The organism is Kerstersia gyiorum, assembly GCF_048595715.1.
Lineage (GTDB): Bacteria > Pseudomonadota > Gammaproteobacteria > Burkholderiales > Burkholderiaceae_B > Kerstersia > Kerstersia gyiorum.
The window spans coordinates 1,539,176-1,562,504 of record NZ_CP169556.1 but is presented as its reverse complement, the minus strand read 5'-3'; the positions used below and the strand labels follow the sequence as shown (position 1 = coordinate 1,562,504).

At 63.5% G+C, this 23,329-nt stretch carries 17 protein-coding genes; 2 read left to right on the top strand and 15 right to left on the bottom strand.

Annotated features, from left to right (window positions below):
• Window positions 1–4: 4 nt before the first annotated feature.
• From bamB to ndk, 7 genes are all read right to left on the bottom strand, one after another.
• Window positions 5–1,150 carry an outer membrane protein assembly factor BamB gene (bamB, locus tag ACEW7X_RS06875; RefSeq protein ID WP_068368445.1) on the bottom strand — a complete coding sequence of 382 codons (1,146 nt, stop codon included), beginning with the start codon at window positions 1,148–1,150 and terminating at the stop codon, window positions 5–7.
• On the bottom strand, window positions 1,150–1,794 hold the full coding sequence (locus ACEW7X_RS06870; protein WP_127773699.1) for a YfgM family protein: 645 nt from the start codon (window positions 1,792–1,794) through the stop codon (window positions 1,150–1,152). Before ACEW7X_RS06870 ends, bamB begins: the two co-directional genes overlap by 1 nt.
• Window positions 1,795–1,801: 7 nt before the next feature.
• Complete coding sequence (gene hisS, locus ACEW7X_RS06865; protein WP_130486920.1) at window positions 1,802–3,088, bottom strand: histidine--tRNA ligase; 1,287 nt, start codon at window positions 3,086–3,088, stop codon at window positions 1,802–1,804.
• Window positions 3,089–3,158: 70 nt separating this feature from the next.
• Window positions 3,159–4,457, bottom strand: a complete 1,299-nt coding sequence (ispG, locus tag ACEW7X_RS06860) for a flavodoxin-dependent (E)-4-hydroxy-3-methylbut-2-enyl-diphosphate synthase (protein ID WP_420177793.1) — start codon at window positions 4,455–4,457, stop codon at window positions 3,159–3,161.
• Window positions 4,458–4,483: 26 nt separating this feature from the next.
• The gene (locus ACEW7X_RS06855) at window positions 4,484–4,903 is read right to left on the bottom strand and encodes a helix-turn-helix domain-containing protein (RefSeq protein ID WP_420177792.1); all 420 of its coding nucleotides are present in this window, start codon (window positions 4,901–4,903) and stop codon (window positions 4,484–4,486) included.
• Entirely contained in the window at window positions 4,900–6,180 is a 1,281-nt protein-coding gene (gene rlmN / locus ACEW7X_RS06850) for a 23S rRNA (adenine(2503)-C(2))-methyltransferase RlmN (protein ID WP_420177791.1), read from the bottom strand. Before rlmN ends, ACEW7X_RS06855 begins: the two co-directional genes overlap by 4 nt.
• A 67-nt stretch (window positions 6,181–6,247) precedes the next feature.
• A complete protein-coding gene (gene ndk, locus ACEW7X_RS06845; protein WP_068368458.1) occupies window positions 6,248–6,673 on the bottom strand; it encodes a nucleoside-diphosphate kinase in 426 nt (141 codons plus the stop codon).
• A 467-nt stretch (window positions 6,674–7,140) separates the two neighbouring features.
• Between ndk and ACEW7X_RS06840 the strand changes: the two genes are divergently transcribed.
• Both ACEW7X_RS06840 and ACEW7X_RS06835 read left to right on the top strand, forming a co-directional pair.
• Window positions 7,141–10,038: a valine--tRNA ligase gene (locus ACEW7X_RS06840; RefSeq protein WP_420177790.1), complete on the top strand. Its 2,898-nt coding sequence runs from the start codon at window positions 7,141–7,143 to the stop codon at window positions 10,036–10,038.
• A 14-nt stretch (window positions 10,039–10,052) separates the two neighbouring features.
• A complete protein-coding gene (locus ACEW7X_RS06835) occupies window positions 10,053–11,315 on the top strand; it encodes an NAD(P)/FAD-dependent oxidoreductase (RefSeq protein ID WP_068368464.1) in 1,263 nt (420 codons plus the stop codon).
• Window positions 11,316–11,431: 116 nt separating this feature from the next.
• Here the strand turns inward: ACEW7X_RS06835 and trmD are convergent, their stop codons facing one another.
• The 8 genes from trmD to ACEW7X_RS06795 all read right to left on the bottom strand — a co-directional run bounded on the left by trmD (window position 11,432) and on the right by ACEW7X_RS06795 (window position 23,275).
• Entirely contained in the window at window positions 11,432–12,193 is a 762-nt protein-coding gene (gene trmD, locus ACEW7X_RS06830; protein ID WP_420177789.1) for a tRNA (guanosine(37)-N1)-methyltransferase TrmD, read from the bottom strand.
• A 233-nt stretch (window positions 12,194–12,426) separates the two neighbouring features.
• The gene (rimM, locus tag ACEW7X_RS06825; RefSeq protein ID WP_068368470.1) at window positions 12,427–13,050 is read right to left on the bottom strand and encodes a ribosome maturation factor RimM; all 624 of its coding nucleotides are present in this window, start codon (window positions 13,048–13,050) and stop codon (window positions 12,427–12,429) included.
• A gap of 3 nt (window positions 13,051–13,053) precedes the next feature.
• A complete protein-coding gene (gene rpsP, locus ACEW7X_RS06820; RefSeq protein WP_068368473.1) occupies window positions 13,054–13,314 on the bottom strand; it encodes a 30S ribosomal protein S16 in 261 nt (86 codons plus the stop codon).
• 274 nt (window positions 13,315–13,588) lie between these two features.
• Window positions 13,589–17,662 (bottom strand): phosphoribosylformylglycinamidine synthase, encoded by a 4,074-nt coding sequence (purL, locus tag ACEW7X_RS06815; RefSeq protein WP_420177788.1) that lies wholly within the window; start codon window positions 17,660–17,662, stop codon window positions 13,589–13,591.
• 378 nt (window positions 17,663–18,040) lie between these two features.
• Window positions 18,041–18,592, bottom strand: coding sequence for a transcription elongation factor GreB (gene greB / locus ACEW7X_RS06810; protein ID WP_068368478.1), 552 nt, complete (start codon window positions 18,590–18,592; stop codon window positions 18,041–18,043).
• A gap of 90 nt (window positions 18,593–18,682) precedes the next feature.
• Window positions 18,683–19,576 carry a PHP domain-containing protein gene (locus tag ACEW7X_RS06805; protein WP_238591315.1) on the bottom strand — a complete coding sequence of 298 codons (894 nt, stop codon included), beginning with the start codon at window positions 19,574–19,576 and terminating at the stop codon, window positions 18,683–18,685.
• Window positions 19,573–20,514 (bottom strand): alpha/beta fold hydrolase, encoded by a 942-nt coding sequence (locus ACEW7X_RS06800; RefSeq protein ID WP_420177787.1) that lies wholly within the window; start codon window positions 20,512–20,514, stop codon window positions 19,573–19,575. Before ACEW7X_RS06800 ends, ACEW7X_RS06805 begins: the two co-directional genes overlap by 4 nt.
• Window positions 20,515–20,749: 235 nt before the next feature.
• Window positions 20,750–23,275, bottom strand: coding sequence for a DNA internalization-related competence protein ComEC/Rec2 (locus ACEW7X_RS06795; protein ID WP_420177786.1), 2,526 nt, complete (start codon window positions 23,273–23,275; stop codon window positions 20,750–20,752).
• Window positions 23,276–23,329 lie beyond the last annotated feature (54 nt).

Here is a 23,329-nt window from a genome sequence, read left to right as displayed (position 1 = left end):
TATATCAATTCACTGAAAGCAGAGACAGCTTGCCATTGCCGGTTTGCACCAGCACGCCGGCGTAGCTGGCCTGCAAAGGAGAAACAATCGCGCCGCCACCCAGGCTGACACGGCCCAGCAGGTGACCATCGGCGCGGTCGAGGAAATGCACATAGCCATCGTAGTCGCCTACCGCCACGACACCACCCTTCACCTGCGGCGCAGTCAGGCTGCGGTTGCGCAGGGCATCCTGGTGCCACAGGGTCGTGCCGTCTTCGAGCATGAAGCCGAACACTTCGCTGTTCTGGCTGCTGGCGAACAGCAGGCGGTCATCCACGGAAATACCCGAGGAACTGGAGAAATCCTTGCTCCAGACGATGCGGCCGCCCTGCGACACATCGAAGCACAGCACGCGGCCCTGGTAGGCGGCCGCGCAGAGCAAGGCGCCAACCACCTGCGGCTGGCCGACAACGTCGGTCACGCGTTCCAGGTCGGTCGCGCCCTTGGGCGTCGCCACGGTCCCTTCCCACTGGACGTTGCCGGTCGCCACATTGATGACCAGCATCTTGCCGCCCGGCATGCCGGTGATCAGCAACCCGTCCACCAGAATCATCTGGGTGGGGGCCCGCAGCGCCAGCGCAGGGCCCGGACGCTGCACGCTCCACAGGCGCGCACCGGTGTCTGCATTGAAAGCCTGGATACGGTAGTCGCCACTGCGCACCACGACATAGCCGTCATCAACGACAGGTGGAATCAGAACTTCGCTGGTGGCCTTGGCACGCCACTTTTCCTGGCCGTCGCCATCCAGCGCGATGATCTCGCCCGCAGGCGTCACGACCACCACGAGATTGCCGTCGGTGCCCACCCCGGCAGACAGCTTGCGCGCCACCCGGTTGCTCCAGATCACACGGCCGGAAGAGAGATCCACCTTGGAAACAGTGCCGCCAGGCGTGGCCGCATACACGGCATCGCCGCTGACGGCGGGCACGAAGCCGCTGCCGCCGCCGCTACCGATATCCACGCTCCAGACAGTGGAGATCGTGGCGCCCGGCGTGTAGGACGTCAGCTTGGCAGGTTCATAGCGGTCATCGGAAGAAGCGCAGGCGCCAAGCAGCAGGCTGGCAGCCAGCGCGGCAGCGAAGGGCAGACGACGGAATTTACGCGGCAGCATCAGGATTGCCCTCCGGACAAGGCGTCAATTTTCAGTTTCAGATAACCGATCAGCGGATCATCTTCCTTCAGACCTGCACGAGCCTGGTTCCAGGCCTTGCCCGCTTCTTCAACCTTGCCTTGCGCGAACAGGATATCGCCGCGGCGATCCTCGAACATGGCGACAAAGGCCTCGGGCGGATTGGCCAGCTGGGCCAGCGCCTCGTCATACTTGGCCTGGTCCAGCAGCAAGCCGGCCAGACGCAGGCGGGCGACCGGCGCCAGCGCCTTGTCACCGCTGCTGTTGATGACCCACTCCAGCTCGCGGCGCGCACCATCCTGGTCCTGCAGCGCAACCAGGCCATCGGCAGCAACCAGACTGCCGCGTGCAGCATAGCCCGTGCCGGCGAATTCGGTACGCAGGCTTTCGCTGGCGGCGGCAATGCGCGCCGCCGAATCCGGGCCGGGGTTCTGGACGGCCAGCTCCAGGGCTTCGAAATAGCCCATGGCCTGGGTGACCTTGCTGTGCTGATACCACTGCCAGCCACGGAAACCGGCGAAGGCGGCGGCAGCGATGAAGACCACCGCCAGCACCATCACGCCATAGCGCGACCACCAAGCCTTGAGCGAGTCAATTTGTTCCTGTTCGTCCAGATCGTATGCCATGATGCCTTTAAGCCTTGCTTACCAGATATTGCGACAATTGTTCCCAAGCCACCTGCTGCTGCGGCGCCGTATTGCCCTGTTCGTCGGCACGCAACCATTTGACGCTGGCGACGCGGCCCGAAACCTCTTCTTCACCCAGGATAACGGCAGCGCGAGCGCCGCTGGCATCCGCACGCTTGAACTGCGCTTTAAAGCCCGCAGCACCAGCATGCACAATCACAGACAGCCCGGCATCACGTAAAGTTTCCGCGATGCGTGCTGCGGACCGTTGCGCCTCGTCTCCCTGGTGCACGACATAGATGTCGCACTCGGGCTGGGGCGCCAGCCCGCCCTGCCCCCACAGATCGAGCAGGCGTTCCATGCCGATGGCAAAGCCGATGGCTGGCGTGGGCTTGCCGCCCAACAGGCTGATCAGGCCATCATAACGGCCACCGCCGCACACCGTGCCCTGGGCGCCAAGCTGGTCGGTAATCCATTCGAATACCGTACCGTTGTAATAATCCAGGCCCCGCACCATGCGCGGGTTCAAGGTATAGGCAATGCCTGCGTCTTCCAGGCGGGCCACCACACCGTCGAAATGGGCGCGGGATTCCTCACCCAGGAAATCAAACAGTTTGGGCGCCGCATTGGCCATTTCCTGCATGGCCGGATTCTTGGTATCGAGCACCCGCAACGGGTTGGTGTACATGCGACGCAAGCCATCTTCGTCGAGAATGTCCTTGTGCTGCTCCAGGTGCTTGATCAGCGCATCACGGTGCGCAGCGCGCTCCGCCGGCGCTCCCAACGAATTCAGTTCCAGGCGCATGCCCTGCAGGCCCAGGATTTTCCACAGCCGTGCCAGCATGACGATCAGTTCGGCATCGACATCCGGGCCGGCAAAGCCCAGGGCCTCGACGTCGATCTGATGGAACTGGCGATAGCGGCCGCGCTGCGGCCGCTCATGGCGAAATACCGGCCCCAGCGAATAGACTCGCTGCGGACGGTCATACAGCAGGTTGTGCTCGATCGCCGCCCGCACGACGCCAGCCGTCATTTCGGGGCGCAGTGTCAGGGAGTCGCCATTCAGGCCGTCGGTGAAGGTATACATTTCCTTCTCGACGATATCGGTCACTTCACCGATGCCGCGCGTGAACAACCGCGTCTGCTCCAAGATCGGCGTGCGCATATTGCGGTAACCATAGGCATGCAACCAATGCCTGACTATCTCTTCCAAAGCTTCCCAGCGCCCGCTTGCGTCCGGAAGCAAATCATTCATGCCGCGTATTGCGGAGACTTTCTGAAATGCCTGGGTCATATCGTTTTTCTAGAGGTTTCACGCATTCCGCCCAGCCCGCAGGCTGGAATACCGGAATACGGCGGCCAGTTTACTTGTTTTCGGAAGACGTGGCGGCCAGGCCGTAGCGGCGCTCGACATAATCCTCGACGATCGCCTGGAATTCCTCGGCAATCGTATCGCCCTTGAGCGTCACCGTACGTTCGCCGTCCACGAATACCGGGGCCGACGGCACTTCGCCGGTGCCTGGCAAGCTGATGCCGATATCTGCATGGCGGCTTTCGCCCGGGCCATTCACCACACAGCCCATGACCGCGACGTTCATGGTTTCCACGCCGGGATAGCGGGCGCGCCAGATGGGCATCTGGTTGCGCAGATAACTCTGGATGCTGTCAGCCAGTTCCTGGAAGAAGGTACTGCTGGTGCGGCCGCAACCCGGGCAAGCCACAACCATGGGCGTGAAGGCACGCAGGCCCATGCTCTGCAATATTTCCTGGGCCACGATGACCTCACGGGCCCGATCGCCACCCGGTTCAGGCGTAAGCGAAATCCGGATGGTATCGCCTATGCCTTCCTGCAACAGCACGGACAGCGCCGCCGTTGAAGCGACGATCCCCTTGCTGCCCATGCCGGCTTCGGTCAGCCCCAGGTGCAGCGGATAGTCGCAACGCGCCGACAGGTCGCGGTATACGGCGATCAGGTCCTGCACATGACTGACCTTGCAGGAAAGAATGATGCGGTTGCCCGGCAGGCCGATTTCTTCTGCGCGCCTGGCATTGCTGATGGCGGAGATCACCAGCGCATCACGCATGACCGCCTGGGCTTCCCAGGGCGTGGCGCGGCGGTTGTTCTCGTCCATCATGCGGGCCATGAGTTCATGGTCCAGGCTACCCCAGTTCACACCGATGCGTACGGGCTTGTCGTACTTGCAGGCGACCTCGATCATCTGCACGAAGTTGTCATCGCGCTTTTTACCACCACCCATGTTTCCGGGATTGATGCGGTACTTGGACAACGCCTGGGCGCACTCAGGATACTGGGTCAGCAACTTGTGACCGTTGTAATGGAAGTCGCCCACCAGCGGCACATTGACGCCCATGCGGTCGAGCTGTTCGCGGATCGCGGGCACTTCCTTGGCGGCATCCGGCGTATTGACGGTAATCCGCACCATTTCGGAACCGGCCTGCGCCAGCGCCTTGACCTGGATGGCCGTTTCTATGGGATTGGCGGTGTCGGTATTGGTCATGGATTGCACCACGACCGGCGCGCCGCCACCGACCAGGACTTCATGGCCGAGCCAGGACACCCTGACCTGACGTGTCGCACGGCGCACGCCCGGCCCCATGGGATAGGGATGCTCGGACATCAGGGACGTTTCGTCTGTTTGCATTGTTTCTCGCTGCATCCAGCGCCAACTCATTCAAAAACCAGCCAGCCCTGCCAGTAGGCCAGCAATGCTGCCGCCAGCGCCACGACAACCAGCGCCAGTAGCCAAAGCAGCGTCGAACCGCCACGGCGGGCAGGATCGGCCACCAGGGGATCGGCCGCCGAAAACGCTCTTGCCAGCCCTACGCCCGGCCGCTCGCCAGGCGCCAGGCCATTGAGCAGTTCGTGCTCACGCAAGCCTACCTGGCGCGCATAAGCCTTGACCATACCACGCAGCGGCAGCCCCTTGGGCAGCGCATTCCACTGCCCGGACTCCAGCGCCCGCAACTGCGCAACGGAAAAACGGATATGCGCCGACACTTCTTCCAGAGACAGCCCTTGCGCCTCGCGCGCACGCCGCAATACAGCGCCCGGCATACCGGCGAGTTCGTCCAGGACTGCGGCACTCATGCACGCATCTCCACGATGGGAATGGCGATGTCGCCCTGGCGCACACGGCGCTCCTTCAGGCGGGTACGGTCTTTCACATCCCCTGCCAGCTGACCGCAGGCGGCGTCGATATCGTCGCCGCGCGTCTTGCGCACGGTCACAATGACGCCAGCGTCCATCAGGCGCTGGGCGAATGCCTTCACCCGCGCAGCCGAAGAACGCTTCAGGCCCGATTGCGGGAAAGGATTGAAAGGAATCAGATTCAGCTTGCACTTCACCTGGCGCGCCACCCGTATCAGCTCACGCGCATTATCGTCGGTATCGTTGACGCCATCGAGCATGACATACTCGAAGGTCACGAAATCGCGTGGCGCAAACTCCAGATAGCGATTGCACGCGTCCAGCAATTCCGCCAGCGGATATTTCTTGTTCAGGGGCACCAGGCGATCGCGCAGCGCATCGTTGGGCGCATGCAGGGAGACCGCCAGCGCCACCGGGCAATCCTGCGACAGCCGGTCCATCATCGGCACCACGCCGGAGGTCGAGACCGTCACGCGGCGCCGCGACAGGCCATAGGCATTGTCATCAAGCATGAGCCGCAAGGCGCCGACCACCTGATCGTAGTTGAGCAAGGGTTCGCCCATGCCCATCATGACGACATTGCTGACCACGCGGGTGGGATCTATTTCTGCTGCGCCCTCGCCCAGGCGGGCCGTGCCGCGATCGGCATCCAGCACGCGGCGCACATGCCAGAGCTGACCGATGATTTCCGCAGTGGAAAGATTGCGATTGAAACCCTGATACCCCGTGGAACAGAACGGACAGGCCACCGTACAGCCGGCCTGGCTCGAAATGCACAGGGTGCCCCGGTCATCTTCGGGGATGAAGACTGTCTCGACGGCATTATTGTTGCCCACATCGAACAACCACTTGCGGGTGCCGTCGGAGGAACGTTGTTCTGTCACGACGCCAGGCGCTGCGATATCGCAACGGGCGTCGAGCTGTTGGCGGAAATCCTTCGCCAGATCGCTCATGGCGGAAAATTCGCCAACGCCGCGCTGGTGTACCCAGCGCAGCAGTTGCTTGGCACGAAACGGCTTACCCCCCCACTGCTCGACCTGAGCAGTCAGGTCCCGGGGCTGCAAGCCCAGCAAATTGACCCGCCCGGCGTCCACTGCCTGCGCGCCAGCCGCGGACTGCGCAACGCGCTCCGCCTGGCCGCTGGCCTGCGGACGTTGCGCGCCGGAAACTTCCGGCGTTTCGGATGGAATGCGGCTAGTGCCTGGGCTGGTAATCATGTTCGCCTCGTGCCGGTCTGCGCCCGCAGGCGTCGGGTACTGCACCGGCGCCAGCGAGCCATTGAAATCAACGGCTGTGAATGTTGATTTCGGGGAAGAAGAAAGCCACTTCGACGGCAGCGGTTTCCGGTGCGTCGGAACCGTGCACGGCGTTGGCGTCGATGCTTTCGGCGAAATCGGCGCGGATGGTGCCGGCTTCTGCCTTCTTGGGATCGGTTGCACCCATCAGTTCACGGTTCTTCAGGATGGCGCCTTCGCCTTCCAGAACTTGCACGAACACGGGACCGGAGATCATGAAATCAACCAGATCCTTGAAGAAAGGACGCTCTTTGTGCACTGCGTAGAAACGCTCGGCGTCGGCGCGCGACAGTTGGGCCAGGCGGCCAGCCACGATCTTCAGACCAGCTTGTTCAAAGCGGGCAATGATCTGGCCGATCACATTCTTGGCCACTGCGTCGGGCTTGATAATCGACAGGGTGCGTTCGATAGCCATCAGGATACTCCAGGGGGAAGGCGTATTGAAAAATCGGAAAGGGAATCAACAGCGCGCCCGAACCCCGGACTCCTGGCCAGGGCGGCCGTCTGCTGCTGCAAACGCCAGAACTGGCGCCGAAGACCTCGGCCATCCAGGCAGCAACACGGCAGGCATAGATATTCCGGGCTTTTTACAGCAACCCGGCATTCTAACATGCAGCCATGGCGGGATACACCTTAAAATGTTAGATTGCAAGGGCATAAATGGGTTCCCCTGGGCCTGACGGTGTCGGCGGACACCGCCCCCAAGACGGGCAGCCGCCCCAACCGTTATCATCTAACACGATATCGTCCAGGGCCGCCCGGAATGCCGAGCCACCGCACGAACACACTGTTTTCTGGCCGACGCCGGCCCGCAACGATCCGGCGCCGGCACAGACACCTTCCTTATCGCGCCGCACGACAAGGCGCAACGCTGAAACTGGTATGACCGATTCTTCCACTCCCGACACTGCTTCCCAAAACGAACTGCCCAAGAGCTTCGAACCCGCTGACATCGAAGCCCGCTGGTATGACACCTGGAGCCGCCTGGATCTCTTCCGTTCCGGCCAGCACGTCCACGGACCGCAAGCGACCGGCAAACCTTACGTGATCCACTTCCCGCCGCCCAACGTAACGGGCACGCTGCACATGGGGCACGCCTTCAACCAGACCATCATGGATGGCCTGGTGCGCTACCATCGCATGCGCGGCTATGACACCGCCTTCATCCCCGGCACCGATCACGCCGGCATTGCGACGCAGATCGTCGTGGAACGCCAGCTCGACGCCCAGAAAGTGTCACGTCATGACCTGGGCCGCGAAAAATTCCTGGAAAAAGTGTGGGAATGGAAGCACCAGTCCGGTACGACCATTACCAATCAGGTGCGCCGCCTGGGTGCCTCGGCCGATTGGGAGCGCGAGTATTTCACCATGGACGAGCAGATGTCCAAGGGCGTACTGGAAACCTTTGTGCGTCTGTATCGCGAAGGCCTGATCTACCGCGGCAAACGCCTGGTGAACTGGGATCCCAAGCTGCTGACTGCAGTTTCCGACCTGGAAGTGGTTTCCGAGGAAACCGATGGCCACCTGTGGCACATTCTCTACCCCTTTGCCGATGGCCCGCAAACCATCACTGACAAAGAGGGCAACAGCGTGACATTGACCGGCCTGACCGTCGCCACGACGCGCCCGGAAACCATGCTGGGCGACAACGCGGTGGCCGTCCACCCGGAAGACGAGCGCTACCGCCATCTGGTCGGCAAAATGCTGAACCTGCCGCTGACCGGGCGCCAGATTCCCATCATCGCGGACGATTTCGTCGATCGCGAGTTCGGCACCGGCTGCGTGAAGATCACCGGCGCGCATGACTTCAACGACTACGCCTGCGCCCAACGCCACGGCCTGCCGCTGATTTCCATCCTCACCCCCGACGCCCGCATCAACGACAACGCACCTGCGGCTTTCCGCGACATGGATCGCTACGACGCCCGCGATGCCATCGTCAAGGCGCTGGAAACCGAGGGTCTGCTGGTTCGTATCGACAGCCACAAGATGATGCAGCCCAAGGGCGACCGTACCGGTGTGGTCCTGGAACCCATGCTGACCGACCAGTGGTTTGTCGCCATGAGCAAGCCTGCCGGCGCAGGCTCCAGCCACGAAGGCAAGAGCATTACCGAAGTCGCACTGGATGTGGTGCGCAACGGCGATATCAAATTCTTCCAGGACAACTGGACCAACACCTATTACCAGTGGCTGGAAAACATCCAGGACTGGTGCATTTCCCGGCAACTGTGGTGGGGCCACCAGATTCCCGCCTGGTACGCCGAAGATGGCCAGTTGTTCGTGGCGCACAGCGAAGAGGAAGCCTACGCCCAGGCTCGCGCCGCCGGCGTGCAAGGTGAGCTGAAGCGCGACCAGGACGTTCTGGACACCTGGTTCTCTTCCGCCCTGGTGCCCTTCACTGCCTTCGGCTGGCCCGAAGACACGCCAGACATCCAACGCTACCTGCCCTCCAGCGTGCTGGTCACCGGCTTCGACATCATTTTCTTCTGGGTGGCGCGCATGGTCATCATGAGCACCCACCTGACCGGCAAGGTGCCTTTCAATGATGTCTATGTCCACGGCCTGATCCGCGACGCGGACGGTCAGAAGATGAGCAAGTCCAAAGGCAACACCCTGGACCCGGTCGACCTGATCGACGGCATCGACCTTGAAGGCCTGGTCAAGAAACGCACCTTCGGCCTGATGAACCCCAAGCAGGCCGGCGACATCGAAAAGAAAACGCGCAAGCAGTTCCCTGACGGCATTCCCGCCTACGGTGCCGATGCGCTGCGCTTCACCATGGCCGCCTATGCCACGCTGGGCCGCAATATCAACTTCGATCTGAAACGCTGCGAAGGCTACCGCAACTTCTGCAACAAGCTGTGGAACGCCACGCGCTTCGTACTGATGCAGACCGAAGGCCATCAGGTCGCGCAGGCCGGGGCGCCCGCGAATCGCGCCGCACTCAGCATTGCCGACCGCTGGATCCTGAGCCGCCTGCAAACCCTGGCCGCCGAAGTCGAAAAAGGCTATGCCGGCTATCGCTTCGACAATATTGCCAACGCCATCTACCAGTTCGCCTGGAATGAGTACTGCGACTGGTATCTGGAGCTCTCGAAAGTCCAGATCCAGCAAGGCACGCCGGAGCAGGCCCAGGCCACCCGCGACACCCTGTTGCATGTGCTCGACAGCCTGCTGCGCATCACCCACCCCATCATGCCCTTCATCACCGAAGAGCTGTGGCAACGCGTTTCCGTCGCCGCCGGCGTGCGCGCCGAAGGCGAGGAAACCAGCATCAGCATCCAGGCTCACCCGCTGGCCGACGCCAGCCTGCAGGACGCCGAGGCCGAAGCCGCCATCGAAGCACTCAAGGCCCGTATCGAAGCCGTACGCGCCCTGCGAGGCGAAATGAACCTGTCGCCCGCGCAGCGTGTGCCGCTGCTGGCGGAAGGCGATGCTGCCACACTGGAAATCCAGCGCCCCTACCTGGCTTCGCTCGCCAAGCTGAGCGGCGTGGAGATCGTCTCTGCCCTGCCCGACCTTGGTGCCCCGGTCCAGGTGGTGGGCGACGCCCGCCTGATGCTGCACGTGGAAATCGACGTGGCCGCTGAAAAAGCGCGCCTGGAAAAGGAAATCGCGCGCCTGGAAGGCGAAATCACGAAGGCCGAAAGCAAGCTGTCCAACGAGAATTTCGTGGCTCGCGCGCCGGCTGCCGTCGTCGACCAGGAAAAGCAGCGTGTCGCCCAATTCCGCGAAACCCTCGAAAAAGTACGCGGCCAATACGCCCGCCTGCGCGGCTGAAGGACGCGAACGGCATGAATACCCCAGCAAACGAAACCATCATCATCGTCGGCGGCGGCCATGCCGCCGCCCAACTGTGCGCCAGCCTGTCCCAGGCCGGCCTCGCCAGCCAGACCACCCTGATCTGCGAAGAACCCCTGCTGCCCTACCATCGGCCACCGCTTTCCAAGGCCTTTCTCAAGGCTGCCGAAGAGCAACCCATGCCGCACCGCCCGGCAGACTGGTATGAACAGGCCGGCATCCAGGTACTCACAGGCGATGGCGTTGCCGCCATTGACCGCACACAAAAGCACGTGCGCCTGCAGAGCGGACGGGAACTGCCCTGGAGCCGCCTGGTGCTGGCAACCGGCACCCGCGCCCGCACCCTGCCCGAGCTGGACACAACGCTGAGCAACGTTACCAGCCTGCGCCATGCCGCAGACGCGGAACGCCTGCGCGCCCTGCTGGCGGATGCACAGCGGGTGGTGATTCTGGGCGGCGGCTTCATCGGCCTGGAAATTGCCGCTACCGCGCACGCCCAGGGCAAGCAGGTCATTGTCCTCGAAGCCGCCCCGCGCCTGATGGGACGCGCGGCTTCGCCCGAGCTTTCCGAACACGTGCTGCACAGCCACCGCAACAACGGCCTGGATGTGCGCACCGGCCTTTCGGCCAGCGGCTTCGAGACTCAGGACGGCAAGGTCACCGCCCTCATTGCCGGCGGCGAACGCCTGCCGCTGGACCTGCTGGTCCTGGGCATAGGCGCGGTACCGGAAACCACGCTGGCAGAAGCCGCGGGGCTGGCCTGCAAAGACGGTGTCATCGTTGACGCCTACATGCGCACCAGCGACGCCGACATTCTTGCAATCGGCGACTGCACGCGCTTCGACGAAGCCTACACCGGCCGCCAGTTGCGCCTGGAGTCGGTCCAGAACGCCAACGACCAGGCCAAGACCGCCTGCGCCACGCTGACCGGCACGCCCGCGCCACACCGGGCGCTGCCGTGGTTCTGGTCGGAGCAAGGCAGCATGCGTCTGCAGATGGCAGGCCTGCCGCCCGCCGCCGGCACGGCCGGGCAACTAATCGTGCGCCGCCAGGGTGCCAAGCCGGAATCGTTTTCGCTATTCCACTACGTGGATGACAAACTGGTTTGCGTGGAATCGGTCAATGCGCCGCTGGATCACGTCACCAGCCGCAAGTTGCTGGAATTGGGCATCAGTCCTGCGCCTGAAGCCGTGGCGGATGCCGGTGTTGCCTTGAAGTCCTTTGTGCCGACCCCAGCCCCTGCACCGGCCGCCTGAGACAGACCAGACAACAGACAAAGGCACCACCCGAGCAGCCTTCGCGCTTCCTTCTGCGCACGGCCGCCAAAAGCCCGACATGGCCGAAATCGCGGCCATGTCGGGCTTTCTGTTTTTCAGGACTGCAAGCTCAGTAGGAATTTCTCGTCTGCCTTGTCCAGCCGCCCCTCTCGCCGGGCCGCCTCGATCAGCTCCGGCCGCCGCGCCAAGGTCAAGCGCAAAGACTGATCACGCCGCCAGCGCGCAATGCGTGCGTGATGCCCGGACAGCAGCGCCTCCGGAACAGGCTCGCCGTCATAGACCTCAGGTCGGGTGTAATGCGGGCTGTCCAGCAGGCCGTCCAGGTTCACATGAAAGGAATCCTGCAAAGCGGACTGATCGTCATTCAACACCCCGGGCAACAACCGTACGCAGGCGTCCATCATGGGGACGGCAGCCAGCTCCCCGCCAGACAGGACGAAATCGCCCAAGGACCACTCTTCATCCACGCAACGGTCGACAAAGCGCTGGTCCACGCCTTCGTAGCGACCGCACACCAGTATCTTGCCAGGCCCGGCCACCCATTGCGCGGCCGCTGCCTGGTCGAAGTGCCGCCCTGTTGGCGACAACAGAACCACCTGCCCCCTGGGCTGCCCCAGGCGCTCGCGATCCGCCTGCGCGTCGCGCAATGCCGCCTCGAGCGGAGCCGCCAGCATGACCATGCCCGGGCCACCTCCGTAGGGACGGTCATCCACGGTACGGTGCACGTCCTGCGTGTAATCACGGGGATTCCAGGCCTTGAATGACCACAAGCCCTGCGACAGCGCACGACTGGTCACGCCATGTGCGGTGATGCCGGCAAAAACTTCGGGAAACAGGGTAATAGCGTCAAAACGCATGGCAGGCGCAAGCCTTCTTCAAGAGAGACGAAACACAAAGACGGCAAGACCGCACAACACCCGCATGAACAGCAAAAACCGGCAGGGCCAGAACCCCATGCAGGCAGCGGCATAAATGCAAAAAGCCGGCCTGAGCCAGCTTTTCGGAAATTACCACAGAGTGTTCACTGCGGCAGATATCAACCTGAAGAAACCTTCCGTGCCACCTGGCGGCAACCCGGCGTTTCGAGCATCTAGAAATCCAACGGCCAGTTCGTGACGATGCGCCGGCCCGGGAGATCGACTTCCTGCAGGTGCGCGTCGACGAAGGGCACAAGTGCAGTGACGGGACGATCTTTTTCATCCAGCACATCCACCCAGGCACCATCCTGCTCACGCTGGCGGCGCACCGACAACACGGCATGCGCACCATTGTCGGAGACATCGGCCACCACGCCCATGACGACATGAGCACCACTGTCGTCCAACCCCCACACCTGGCAATCCATCAGATCGACCCAGTAGTATTCCCCATCATCAGTTTCCGGGAAATCACTGCGGTCAACCATGACGAGCATGCCCTTGAGCGGCTCGGCATCATTGCGGTCGGAGATGCCATCCAGCGCGCCCACAATGGTGGAGCCCTGGGTACGAGACAGCTTGACCTTCCAGGCCCTGGCTTCCGCCAGGACGGGCCCGGTCGCCCGCGACGACGGCACCAGCCACCAACGCTTGGCCGACAGCAAGGCTTCCGAACGTGCAGAATGGGGCTGGATCTTGATCCAGCCCCTCAGGCCATAGGCAGAAACGATGCGGCCCAGCTCAATCAGATTGGCTGGCGCGCTGGCACCAGCCTGGCTGCGCGGCGCTTCAGACATCTATCAGGCTGCGGCCGAAACCTTGGCCGAGTATTCCTTGACCAGGCGAGCGACGACGGGCGACAGCTGGGCGCCGTTGCTGACCCAGTATTGCACGCGCTCCAGCGACAGGCGCAGGCCTTCTTCGTTTTCACGGGCAACGGGGTTGTAGAAGCCTACGCGCTCAACGAAGCGGCCGTCACGACGGTTGCGCGAATCAGCAGCAACCACGTTGTAGAAAGGACGTTTTTTGGAGCCACCACGGGCCAGACGAATCACCACCATGAGGGCAGTTCCTTGAAAAAGTTTATGAAAAGCTCTTTAGTATAAAGCAAAAACGAAAGACCCGGAAGCAGGCAAATCATCCGACAACCTGCCTCCCGGCCCATCTTTTCCGCATCGCAACCGGCGCCCCAGAAAAAGCCGGCTTGGGCGTTGCGCGGCGTATGGTACAGCCTGCAACCCACCCCTGCACCGCCCCTCTGCCGAGCCGCAATCAGTCTGCCAGCCGCCGCAACAGCCACTCGGACACATCGCGGCAGCCGGCCAGCCGATTTCCTTACTTCAGCCACACCCGCGCATTGCGGAAGAATCGCAGCCAAGGGGAGTAATCGCCACCCTGGTCGGCAGCACCCCAGCGCGCCGGCGCCCACGACATCATGGCGTTGCGGGTCACCCGCTCCGGGTGCGGCATCATGACCGTAAAGCGGCCGTCTGCGGTGGTCACGGCCGTCAGCCCATCCGGGCTGCCGTTGGGATTGAACGGATAGGCTTCGGTAGCCTCGCCGCGGTTATCGACAAAGCGCGCTGCCGCCAATACCTTGTCGCGATTGCCCTGCAACGAGAAATCGGCATAGCCCTCGCCGTGCGCCACGGCCACCGGTATGCGTGCCCCTTCCATACCGCTGAAGAACAACGACGGAGAGGACTGCACTTCGACCATGGAAACACGCGCTTCGTATTTCTCGGACTGGTTGCGGGTGAAACGCGGCCAGTTTTCCGCACCGGGAATCATGGAAGCAAGCGCCGCCATCATCTGGCAACCATTGCACACCCCCAGGCCGAAGGTATCGGGACGGGCAAAGTACGCCGCGAACTGCTGTGCCAGCTTGTCATTGAGCTGGATCGTGCGCGCCCAGCCTTCGCCCGCACCCAGCACGTCGCCGTAGCTGAAGCCGCCCACGGCCACCAGGCCCTGCATGGACGCCAGCGACGCCTGGCCGGACAGCAGATCGGTCATGTGCACGTCGACCGCCTCGAAACCGGACTTGTCGAAAGCCCAGGCCATTTCGATATGACTATTGCAACCCTGCTCACGCAGAATGGCCACACGCGGACGCACGCCCGTTGCAATGTACGGCGCAGCCACGTCTTCCTGGGGATCGAACGCCACACGCGGCGTCATGCCAGGGTCGGCAAGGTCGAGCCAGGTATCGTATTCGGCCTGCGCCGATGCCGGATTATCGCGGCGCGAAGCAATGCGCCAGGACACTTCGCTCCAGATGCGGCCAAGCTCGGCACGGGGACGGTTCCAGATGCGGTGGCCGTCGCGATAGAACTCGATTTCATCTGTCTGGTTGGGCGCGCCGATGACGTGCGTATGCGCGGACAGGCCAGCGCCACGGAACACCTGCAGCACGGCGTCGCGATCCTCGGCACGCACCTGGATCACCGCGCCAGCCTCTTCGGCGAACAAGGCCTTGAGCGTCGCTTCAGCGCGCTGCACGGAAACCTGTTCCGGCCGGATTTTGTAGTCGCCCCAGTCGGCCACGTTGGCATCGAAGGTCAGCATGTCGAGGTTGACCGAAACACCGGTATGGCCGGCAAACGCCATTTCGCAAACCGTAGCGTACAGGCCGCCGTCGGAGCGATCATGGTAGGCCAGGATGCTGCCCGCTTCGGCCAGCGCACGAATGGCGGCAAAGAATGCGCGCAGGGATTCCGCATCGTCGATATCCGGCACGGCTTCGCCCAATTGGTTGAAGGCCTGCGCCAGGATAGACGCCCCCAGGCGGTGCTTGCCCTGCCCCAGGTCCACCAGGATCAATACGGTATTGCCCAAATCGGTGCGCAGTTGCGGCGTCAGGCTGTTGCGCACGTCTGCCACCGGCGCAAAGGCCGTGACGATCAGCGACACCGGCGACACCACTTCACGCCGCTCGCCCGCTTCTTCCCAGCCGGTCTTCATGGACAGGGAATCCTTGCCCACCGGGATCGACAGACCCACCTGCTGACACAATTCACTCACGGCCGAGACGGTGTCGAACAGCGCAGCGTCCTGTCCGGCAGAACCGCAGGCCGCCATCCAGTTGGCGGATAGCTTGATATCTTCCAGACGGCCGACGTCAGCTGCCACCAGATTGGTCAGCGCCTCAGCCACTGCCATGCGGCCCGAGGCCGGGGCGTCCAGCACAGCCAGCGGGGTACGCTCGCCCATCGCCATCGCCTCGCCACGAAACCCGTCATGATCGGCCAACGTCACGGCACAATCCGCCACCGGCACTTGCCACGGACCGACCATCTGGTCACGGCTGGACAGCCCGCCCACAGTACGGTCACCGATGGTGATGAGGAAACTCTTGTTCGCCACGGTAGGATGACGCAGCACGCGTTCTGCCGCATCGTCGAGCGAGATCAGCGTCAGGTCCAGCGGGCTGCCCTTGGGCGCACGGTGCTGGACATCGCGCAGCATGCGCGGCGGCTTGCCCAGGATGACATCCATGGGCACATCGACCGGATGCGGCTCGGCCGACGGAGCAGCCATGACATCCGCTGGCAGGGACGGCAGCCCGGCAAACAATTCGGCATCAGCGCCACGCGCGCCGTCCACCACCTTCAGGCGGCGCTCCTCCGTAGTGATGCCGACCACGGCATAAGGGCAGCGCTCGCGCCGGGCCAGGGCATCGAAACGCGCCAGGTCCTCAGGCAGGATGGCCAGCACGTAGCGCTCCTGCGATTCATTGCTCCAGATTTCCGCCGGCGACATGCCCGATTCTTCCACCGGCACCCGGCGCAAATCGAAAATGGCGCCACGGCCGGCATCATTAACCAGTTCGGGGAAGGCATTGGACAGACCGCCTGCGCCCACGTCGTGAATGGCCAGGATGGGATTTTCCGTACCCTGACGCCAGCAGGCATCAATGACTTCCTGCGCACGGCGTTCGATTTCCGGATTGCCGCGCTGCACGGAGTCGAAATCAAGTTCGGCGCTGTTGGCACCGACACCCATGCTGGACGCTGCCCCGCCGCCCATGCCGATGCGCAGGCCGGGACCGCCCAGCTGGATCAGCAGCGAACCCGGCGGAATGCCCAGCTTGTGGGTCTGATCGCCGTCGATGCTGCCCAGGCCGCCCGCAATCATGATGGGCTTGTGATACCCCCAGCGACCGTCTTCAGTGGTCTGCTCGTAAGTGCGGAAATAGCCCAGCAAGTTGGGCCGGCCGAATTCGTTATTGAAGGCTGCGCCGCCAAGCGGGCCCTCGATCATGATATCCAGCGGCGATGCGATCCGGTCGGGCAGGCCATGATGATCGTTTTCCCAGGGCTGGACCGCATCATCGAAACGCAGGTGCGACACCGTAAAGCCCGTCAGGCCGGCCTTGGGCTTGGACCCGCGCCCGGTCGCGCCTTCGTCGCGGATTTCGCCGCCAGCACCGGTAGATGCGCCGGGGAACGGCGCGATGGCCGTCGGGTGATTGTGGGTTTCCACCTTCATGAGCGTATGCACCGTGGCTTCGCGACGGCCGTAGGTACGCTCGCCCAGCTCTGCCTGTGCGCCAGGATAGAAACGCTGCGCCGTGCCGCCTTCCATGATGGCGGCATTGTCCGAATAGGCAACGATGGTGCCCAGCGGCTGCGCTGCATGGGTGGCACGAATCATGCCGAACAGTGTCTGTTCCTGCGGCTGTCCGTCAATGACCCAGCTGGCATTGAAAATCTTGTGGCGGCAATGTTCACTGTTGGCCTGCGCGAACATCATCAGCTCAACATCGGTGGGGTTGCGGCCCAGATCGCCGAAGGACTTCAGCAGATAGTCGATCTCGTCATCGGACAGCGCCAGACCCAGTTCCGTATTGGCGCGTTCAAGTGCCACCCTGCCCTGCTCCAGCACGGGCACGGTCGCCAGCGGCTTGCCCTGCAGCTCGGCAAACAACGCGCTGCCATCGAAATCGGCATCCACCACGGTTTCCGTCATGCGGTCGTGCAGGCAGGCGGCGGCCTGCGCCAATTGCTGCGCGTCGAGTTTGCGCGTGCCCAGCAAGCCGCGTTGCAGCGTCAACACATAACGCACACCGCGCTCCACCCGGCGTACGTTCTCCAGGCTGCAATTCTGCAGGATATCGGTCGCTTTGCTGGCCCACGGGGAAATCGTGCCCAGGCGGGGAATCACCCGCAGCACCAGAGCATCCTTGCCGGCTTCGGTACCGCCCACCGGCTTGCCGCCATTGAGCGCGAGCGCCAGGCGCTCGCGCCAGGCGTCGTCCAGGGGCGTCTCCGCCCAGGCAAAGTGTTCGTAATACGCGGCGACATCGGCCACGGGCAATCCCGCCTTGTGCAGTTGGGCAAGCAGGCGCTCGCGGCGGAATGCGGACAGGGCGGAGGAACCGGGAATGATAAGAAGCGATGAGGACACGGGGAAATACGCGCTCGGGCAAAAGAAGGAGGGAATGGCCGGATCAGGCAGGCCAAGGATGCCTGCCCTGCACCAGCTTCGGGCTTGGCGCCCATCAGCGCCGCAGGGCAGGATGAATCAAGATCCCGATTTTAACCCAGTGTCCTGCCCGGATATCACCCGTTGCCCGAACCTGGGCAGAAACACCACGCCGGCCGCCCTCCACTGCCCGCACGCCGGACTGGCCGAAAAGACGGACTGTGGGGATCGGGCTGGGGAACTGACGTTCTGCAGCACCATACAGGAACAAGGAACGCCCGCGAGGAGCGCCTGCGGCGCAGCATGAAAAATGTCCGCAAGCCTTCACCTGCAGGCCCAGGCTTGCGCAAGGGCCTGGACTCAGTCCGGATAAGACACTTCGACGATATCGAGTTCCTGGATGCCGCCAGGTGTGCGCAGCACCACCGTATCGCCTTCGCGCGCCTTGATCAGCGCACGCGCCACGGGTGAAATCCAGCTGATCTTGCCCGCCAGCGGTTCCGCCTCGTCCACGCCGACGATCGTGACGGTATGGCTCTCGCCGTCCTGGTTTTCATAGGTGACGGTAGCCCCAAAGAAAACCTGGTCGCGATTGGGCTGCAAGGCAGGGTCGACAACCTCTGCAATTTCCAGGCGCTTGGTCAGGAAACGCATGCGCCTGTCGATTTCACGCAGGCGCTTCTTGCCGTACAGGTAGTCGCCGTTCTCGGAACGGTCGCCATTGGATGCCGCCCAGGAAACAATCGAAACGACTTCCGGGCGCTCCACCGTCATCAGGTGCGCCAGTTCGTCTCGCATGGCCTGAAAGCCCTGCGGTGTCATGTAGTTGCGTGAGCCCGAAGGCAGCGCCTGGGCCTCGGGCAACTCATCATCATCGTCCCTGTCGGTTTCCTTGACGAATGCCTTGTTCATTTCCCCTACCTTTTATGTTGCTGCGACGCCCCACCCTGGACCCGGCGGGCCGATGGTGCGGCTCGCTCATCCTCATGGAAAGCTGCCGGCTCAGAACCAGTCCCGCCACACAGGCGTGAGGCTGGCAGGCAGCGGCGGCAGGCTGCCCAGATCCGCCCGGCTTTCGGTGGTGCTATGGAAGTCCGAACCGCAGGACGCCCTGAACCCGTAATAACGCGCTACGGATTCGTACTCGGCATATTGTTCCGGGCGATGGCTGCCAGTCACGACCTCGATGGCCGTTCCGCCCAGATCACGGAAGGTCGAAAACAGGCCATCGAACTGCACGGGTGTGTAGCGATAGCGTCCGGGGTGAGCGATGACCGCCACCCCGCCAGCGGCGCGAATCCAGGAAACTGCATCTTCAAGCGTGGCCCACTTCATGGGCACTTGCGCCGGCCCGCCATCCTGGAGGTAGAGGTCGAAGGCCTGCTGCACGTTTTCCACATGGCCTGCCTGCAGCAGATAACGCGCGAAATGGGTGCGGCTCAGGAGGTTTTCATTGCCGGCCAGCGCCAGCGCTCCCTCGTAGGTGCCTTCTATGCCCAATTCGGCAAACCGCCGGCCAATACGCTCCGCGCGCTCGCTGCGGTCGCGCCGGATGTCTGCCAGCCCCTGCACCAGCACAGGATGGCGACGGTCGAAGGCCAGGCCCACGATGTGCACGGTATGCCCCGCCCAGGTCACGGAAATTTCCACGCCGTTGACGAAGCACAGGCCCAGGGCCACTGCCTCGGTTTCTGCCTCGTCCAGGCCACGCAGTTCATCATGGTCGGTCAGCGACCAGACCTTCACGCCATTGGCCGCCGCGCGCCGCGCGACGGCAGCGGGCGCCAGCGCGCCATCTGAAGCCAGCGAGTGGCAATGCAGATCGAAGCAGATCGTTTGCCCCGCGGGCAACTGGTAGCCCTCAGGCGTGATCCCGGCAGTACGGTCAGTATTCATGATGGCCATTTTAAAACGGCCTGCCGCAGGAACGCAGCCACCGCTGCGATCTGATCTTCCTGCAACAGGGACGGCGCATGGCCAACGCCTTCGAACTCGACCAGGCGCGCATCCTGGCGCGCCGCCAGCATACCCTCGACCGTTGCCGGCACCAGGATATCGGACTGCGCTCCCCGCAGGATCAGGACCGGGCCGTCCAGCGTCTCGTAGCATTGCCACAGCATCTGTTCGGCTGCCGCCTGGCTCATTCCGTCCGGCGGCGCCAGCCCCATGGCAATGCCCGGATCATAGTTCGGCACCCAGGCTCCCTCGTGCTGCACATAGGCATGGCGGGCGAGTTCGCGCCATTGCGCATCGGTATGCGGACCATACGGCGCAGCCACCGCCTTCATTTCCGCCACGGCATCTTCGAAACTGGCAAAGACCTTACGTCTGCCCACGTAGGAAGCAATGCGCATCAGCCCTGCAACCCCCACATGCGGCCCGACATCATTGAGAACCATGCCCGAGAGCGCCGGCAGCGCCGCTGCCTTGGCGGCCGCCCCCGGACCCTTGCCCGGCGTACGTCGGGCTGCCGCCAGAGCGCCCGCAAAAGCCATGCCGATCAACCCGCCCATAGAAGTACCCACCCAGGCCAACCGCCTGGGCCGGATACGTGCGAACAGAGTTGTGAGATCGGCGACGTATTGCGGTACGGAATAGAACACCGGATTGGCCAGCCAGTCAGATTCCCCACGGCCAGCAATATCCGGGCAGACCACCCGAAAATCGTTGGACAAGGCCCGCGCCAGCGCATCGAAGTCCCGGCCCGTCCGGGTCAGGCCATGCACACACAGCACGACATCCGTATTGGCGGGATCGCCCCATTCCCAATAGGCCATGCGGTGCATACCGGCCAGACTGGCACAGACAACACTTTCCAGACGAGGATTGGACATGAAAGGCTCCTGTTGGTGGCTTGCACGGAAATACGGACTGGCCGTCAACCATGATGGCCTGCTGCTGTCGGAAAGAATACTAACTAAAACATACTAACTAACGCTGGCTAACGAGTGCTGGCTAACGAGTGCTGCCTAATGGATGCTGCCTGCTGAACAATGGCCACGGCCACCCTACATCCCTGCGCACTCCAACAATAGCGCAAAAGCCCCAGGGTGACACGCCGGCCCATGATCACTGCATGCCAGCCAGCGGGTCGTATTGCCAATAGCGTCGTGAGACCTGCCGCTCGGCATGAACCTGCAGGCCTGAAGCCCGCGAATGGGCAATGACAGCACCATGCCTGTCGGAGCGCCAAAATACAGCCCCGGCCTGCTGCCAGCGCAAGGCAACGGCCGGATGCGGATGCCGGTAGCGGTTCCAGGCCCCCATCTGCGCCACCACATGCTGAGCGCCACTGGCCAGCACAAACCCGGCGTCCGACGACGACCGCGAACCGTGATGCGCCGCGGCGATCCAGTCGGCGCCAGCCTCTCCCCGAGCGAGCAGTTGGCGCTCCTGGGCCGCGCCGATATCACCCGTCAGCAAAGCGCCGTGGTATGCCCCTTCCACTTTCAGGACACAACTGTCGGCATTGACGCCACGCCACCAGGGCTTGCCCACTGGCGCCTGGGGATGGACGAAACGGAAGCGCACCCCGTCCCGCTGCCATCCCTGCCCATCCCGGCACAGGGAAAGTTCGCCTGGATAATGCCTCGGGGCCAGTTCGCCCAGCCCCAGGCGTGCCTCCCGGCGCAGGAAGGCATGCAGATCAAAGGACGCATAGGCATGCGCGACCGGCAATGCCGAGAGTACGCTGCGCACACCGCCGGCATGGTCGATATCCGCATGAGATACCACCAGTTCTTCCAGCCGGCGCCAGCCCTGCGCGCGCAGATAAGGCCAGACGATACGTTCGCCGGCATCGGATTGCGGCCCATAGCGCACGCCGGTATCGAACAGCGTGGCGCCACTGGCCGTCTCCACCAGGATGGCCGTGCCCTGCCCGACATCCATGGCGCTAATGCGCCATTCGCCTTGCGCCGGCCGCGGCGGCGACCAGCCCAGCGCCGGCAGCATGAGCAGCCAGCCTGCTGCACGCAGCGGCCAGCCCGGCGGCCGCAGGGCCCACCAGACGCCCACACCGGCCAAAAACAACCAGCCGTTCGGCGGCGCGGCGACATCCAGCAAGGCCCAGGGTTGGCGCCCCATGATCTGTATCGGCCACATCATCGCCTCAAACAGCGCATGCGCCGCCGTCACCCCCAGCGTTGCCAGCCACCCAAGCCCCGGCAACGGATAGAGCACGGCAGACATCACGACCAGCGGAGTGACCAGGGCGCCCACCACCGGAATTGCCAATGCATTGGCCAAGGGCGATAACAACGGCAATTGCTGGAACATCAGGGCCAGCGCGGGCAGCAGCGCCAGGGTGATGGCCCATTGCAATGCGGCAGCTGGCCGCAGCCGGTGCCAGGCGCGCAAACACCATGACTGGCCATCGCTGCGCCCCGCCGGCACCACGACTAAAGCCATCAGCACCGTCACCGCCGCAAAAGACAGCCAGAAGCCCGCCGACAACACCGCCCAGGGGTCCAGCGCCACCACCGCCGCGGCCGCCAAGGCCAGCACATGGCTGCCCGACAAGGGCAGGCGCAGCATCAAGGCCCCCAATGTCACTGCCAGCATGAAAAAAGTCCTTCTGGCGGGAACGCCCCAACCGGCCAGCAAGCAATAGGCCCCAGCCAGCAACAGTGCCACCAGCGCCCCAGCCTGCTGCGCCGGCCAGCGTTCGGCCCAACCGCGTCCGCGCCAGCGCCCCCGGCGCCACGCCCGCATGGCCAGCCAGGCGGCCATGCCTGCCAGCAAGGTGACATGTGAGCCGCTGATGGATACCAGGTGCGTGATGCCCGAACCATTGAAAACGCGCCAGTCTTCAGGGCTGACGCCGGCCTGATCGCCCAGCGCCAATGCAATCATCACCGCACCGTAGCGGGCCTGGGTCAAGTCGTGCTGCATGCGCTGGCGCAGATGATGGCGCAAGCGTTCGACAGCCACGCCAACCGAAAACCCGGCTGCCTGCCCCTCCAGCCGTACCGGCGTGCCGCGCACGGTCCCCAGCGCCCGGATGCCGCGCGAAAACATCAGGCCTTCATAATCGAACAGATGCGGATTACGCGTTCCGGCAGGCGGCCGCAACACCAGCGCGGCACGCCAGACCTCGCCCGGCACGGGTTCCGGCAGCATGTCGGCCAGTTGTTCTCCCGACAATTCCGCAGCTCCTGGCGAACCGCCCTGCACCAGCCAGGACACCAGGATACGTTCCGGCACACCCGACGGGATGGACGACAGCACGTCCGCTTCAAAGCGCCAGCCACGCGCGATGCGCTGCGGCAACCCAGCCACGCGCATGAGCACGCGGCTGACTTCGTCCACGTTGTGGTTCGCCAGCGCATCGTCCAGGCGCCACTGCCCCTGCCATGCCGCCCAGGCCGTGCCCAACAGGCAGCCTGACCCCAGCAGGCACAGCAACAAAAACAGGCGCCCGCACACAATGGCACTTCCCCTGCCTGCCAGGGCAAAACGCCGCTGCATTAACCACGGCAGCCCCATCGGCACAAGCACCAGCACCGCGCCTATGAGCGCCTTCCAACGCTCGGCCGCACTGGGCAAGGCCGGCAGCCATTGCACGATGCAGCAGCCTGCCACGAATGCCAGCATCCACGCCCGCATCTTGCCCCCTCCCCGCCACGTTCATGCCCTGCAGTATCCGGC

What these genes read in the sequence shown, in the direction of transcription:
- ACEW7X_RS06805 (WP_238591315.1), bottom strand. Translation starts at nt 19,576, where the DNA reads ATGAATACTGACCGTACTGCCGGGATCACGCCTGAGGGCTACCAGTTG.
- rpsP (WP_068368473.1), bottom strand. Translation starts at nt 13,314, where the DNA reads ATGGTGGTGATTCGTCTGGCCCGTGGTGGCTCCAAAAAACGTCCTTTC.
- bamB (WP_068368445.1), bottom strand. Translation starts at nt 1,150, where the DNA reads ATGCTGCCGCGTAAATTCCGTCGTCTGCCCTTCGCTGCCGCGCTGGCT.
- ACEW7X_RS06840 (WP_420177790.1), top strand. Translation starts at nt 7,141, where the DNA reads ATGACCGATTCTTCCACTCCCGACACTGCTTCCCAAAACGAACTGCCC.
- ACEW7X_RS06795 (WP_420177786.1), bottom strand. Translation starts at nt 23,275, where the DNA reads ATGCTGGCATTCGTGGCAGGCTGCTGCATCGTGCAATGGCTGCCGGCC.
- trmD (WP_420177789.1), bottom strand. Translation starts at nt 12,193, where the DNA reads ATGCGTTTTGACGCTATTACCCTGTTTCCCGAAGTTTTTGCCGGCATC.
- ACEW7X_RS06800 (WP_420177787.1), bottom strand. Translation starts at nt 20,514, where the DNA reads ATGTCCAATCCTCGTCTGGAAAGTGTTGTCTGTGCCAGTCTGGCCGGT.
- rlmN (WP_420177791.1), bottom strand. Translation starts at nt 6,180, where the DNA reads ATGATTACCAGCCCAGGCACTAGCCGCATTCCATCCGAAACGCCGGAA.
- ispG (WP_420177793.1), bottom strand. Translation starts at nt 4,457, where the DNA reads ATGCAAACAGACGAAACGTCCCTGATGTCCGAGCATCCCTATCCCATG.
- ACEW7X_RS06855 (WP_420177792.1), bottom strand. Translation starts at nt 4,903, where the DNA reads ATGAGTGCCGCAGTCCTGGACGAACTCGCCGGTATGCCGGGCGCTGTA.
- ACEW7X_RS06870 (WP_127773699.1), bottom strand. Translation starts at nt 1,794, where the DNA reads ATGGCATACGATCTGGACGAACAGGAACAAATTGACTCGCTCAAGGCT.
- hisS (WP_130486920.1), bottom strand. Translation starts at nt 3,088, where the DNA reads ATGACCCAGGCATTTCAGAAAGTCTCCGCAATACGCGGCATGAATGAT.
- ACEW7X_RS06835 (WP_068368464.1), top strand. Translation starts at nt 10,053, where the DNA reads ATGAATACCCCAGCAAACGAAACCATCATCATCGTCGGCGGCGGCCAT.
- greB (WP_068368478.1), bottom strand. Translation starts at nt 18,592, where the DNA reads ATGAACAAGGCATTCGTCAAGGAAACCGACAGGGACGATGATGATGAG.
- rimM (WP_068368470.1), bottom strand. Translation starts at nt 13,050, where the DNA reads ATGTCTGAAGCGCCGCGCAGCCAGGCTGGTGCCAGCGCGCCAGCCAAT.
- ndk (WP_068368458.1), bottom strand. Translation starts at nt 6,673, where the DNA reads ATGGCTATCGAACGCACCCTGTCGATTATCAAGCCCGACGCAGTGGCC.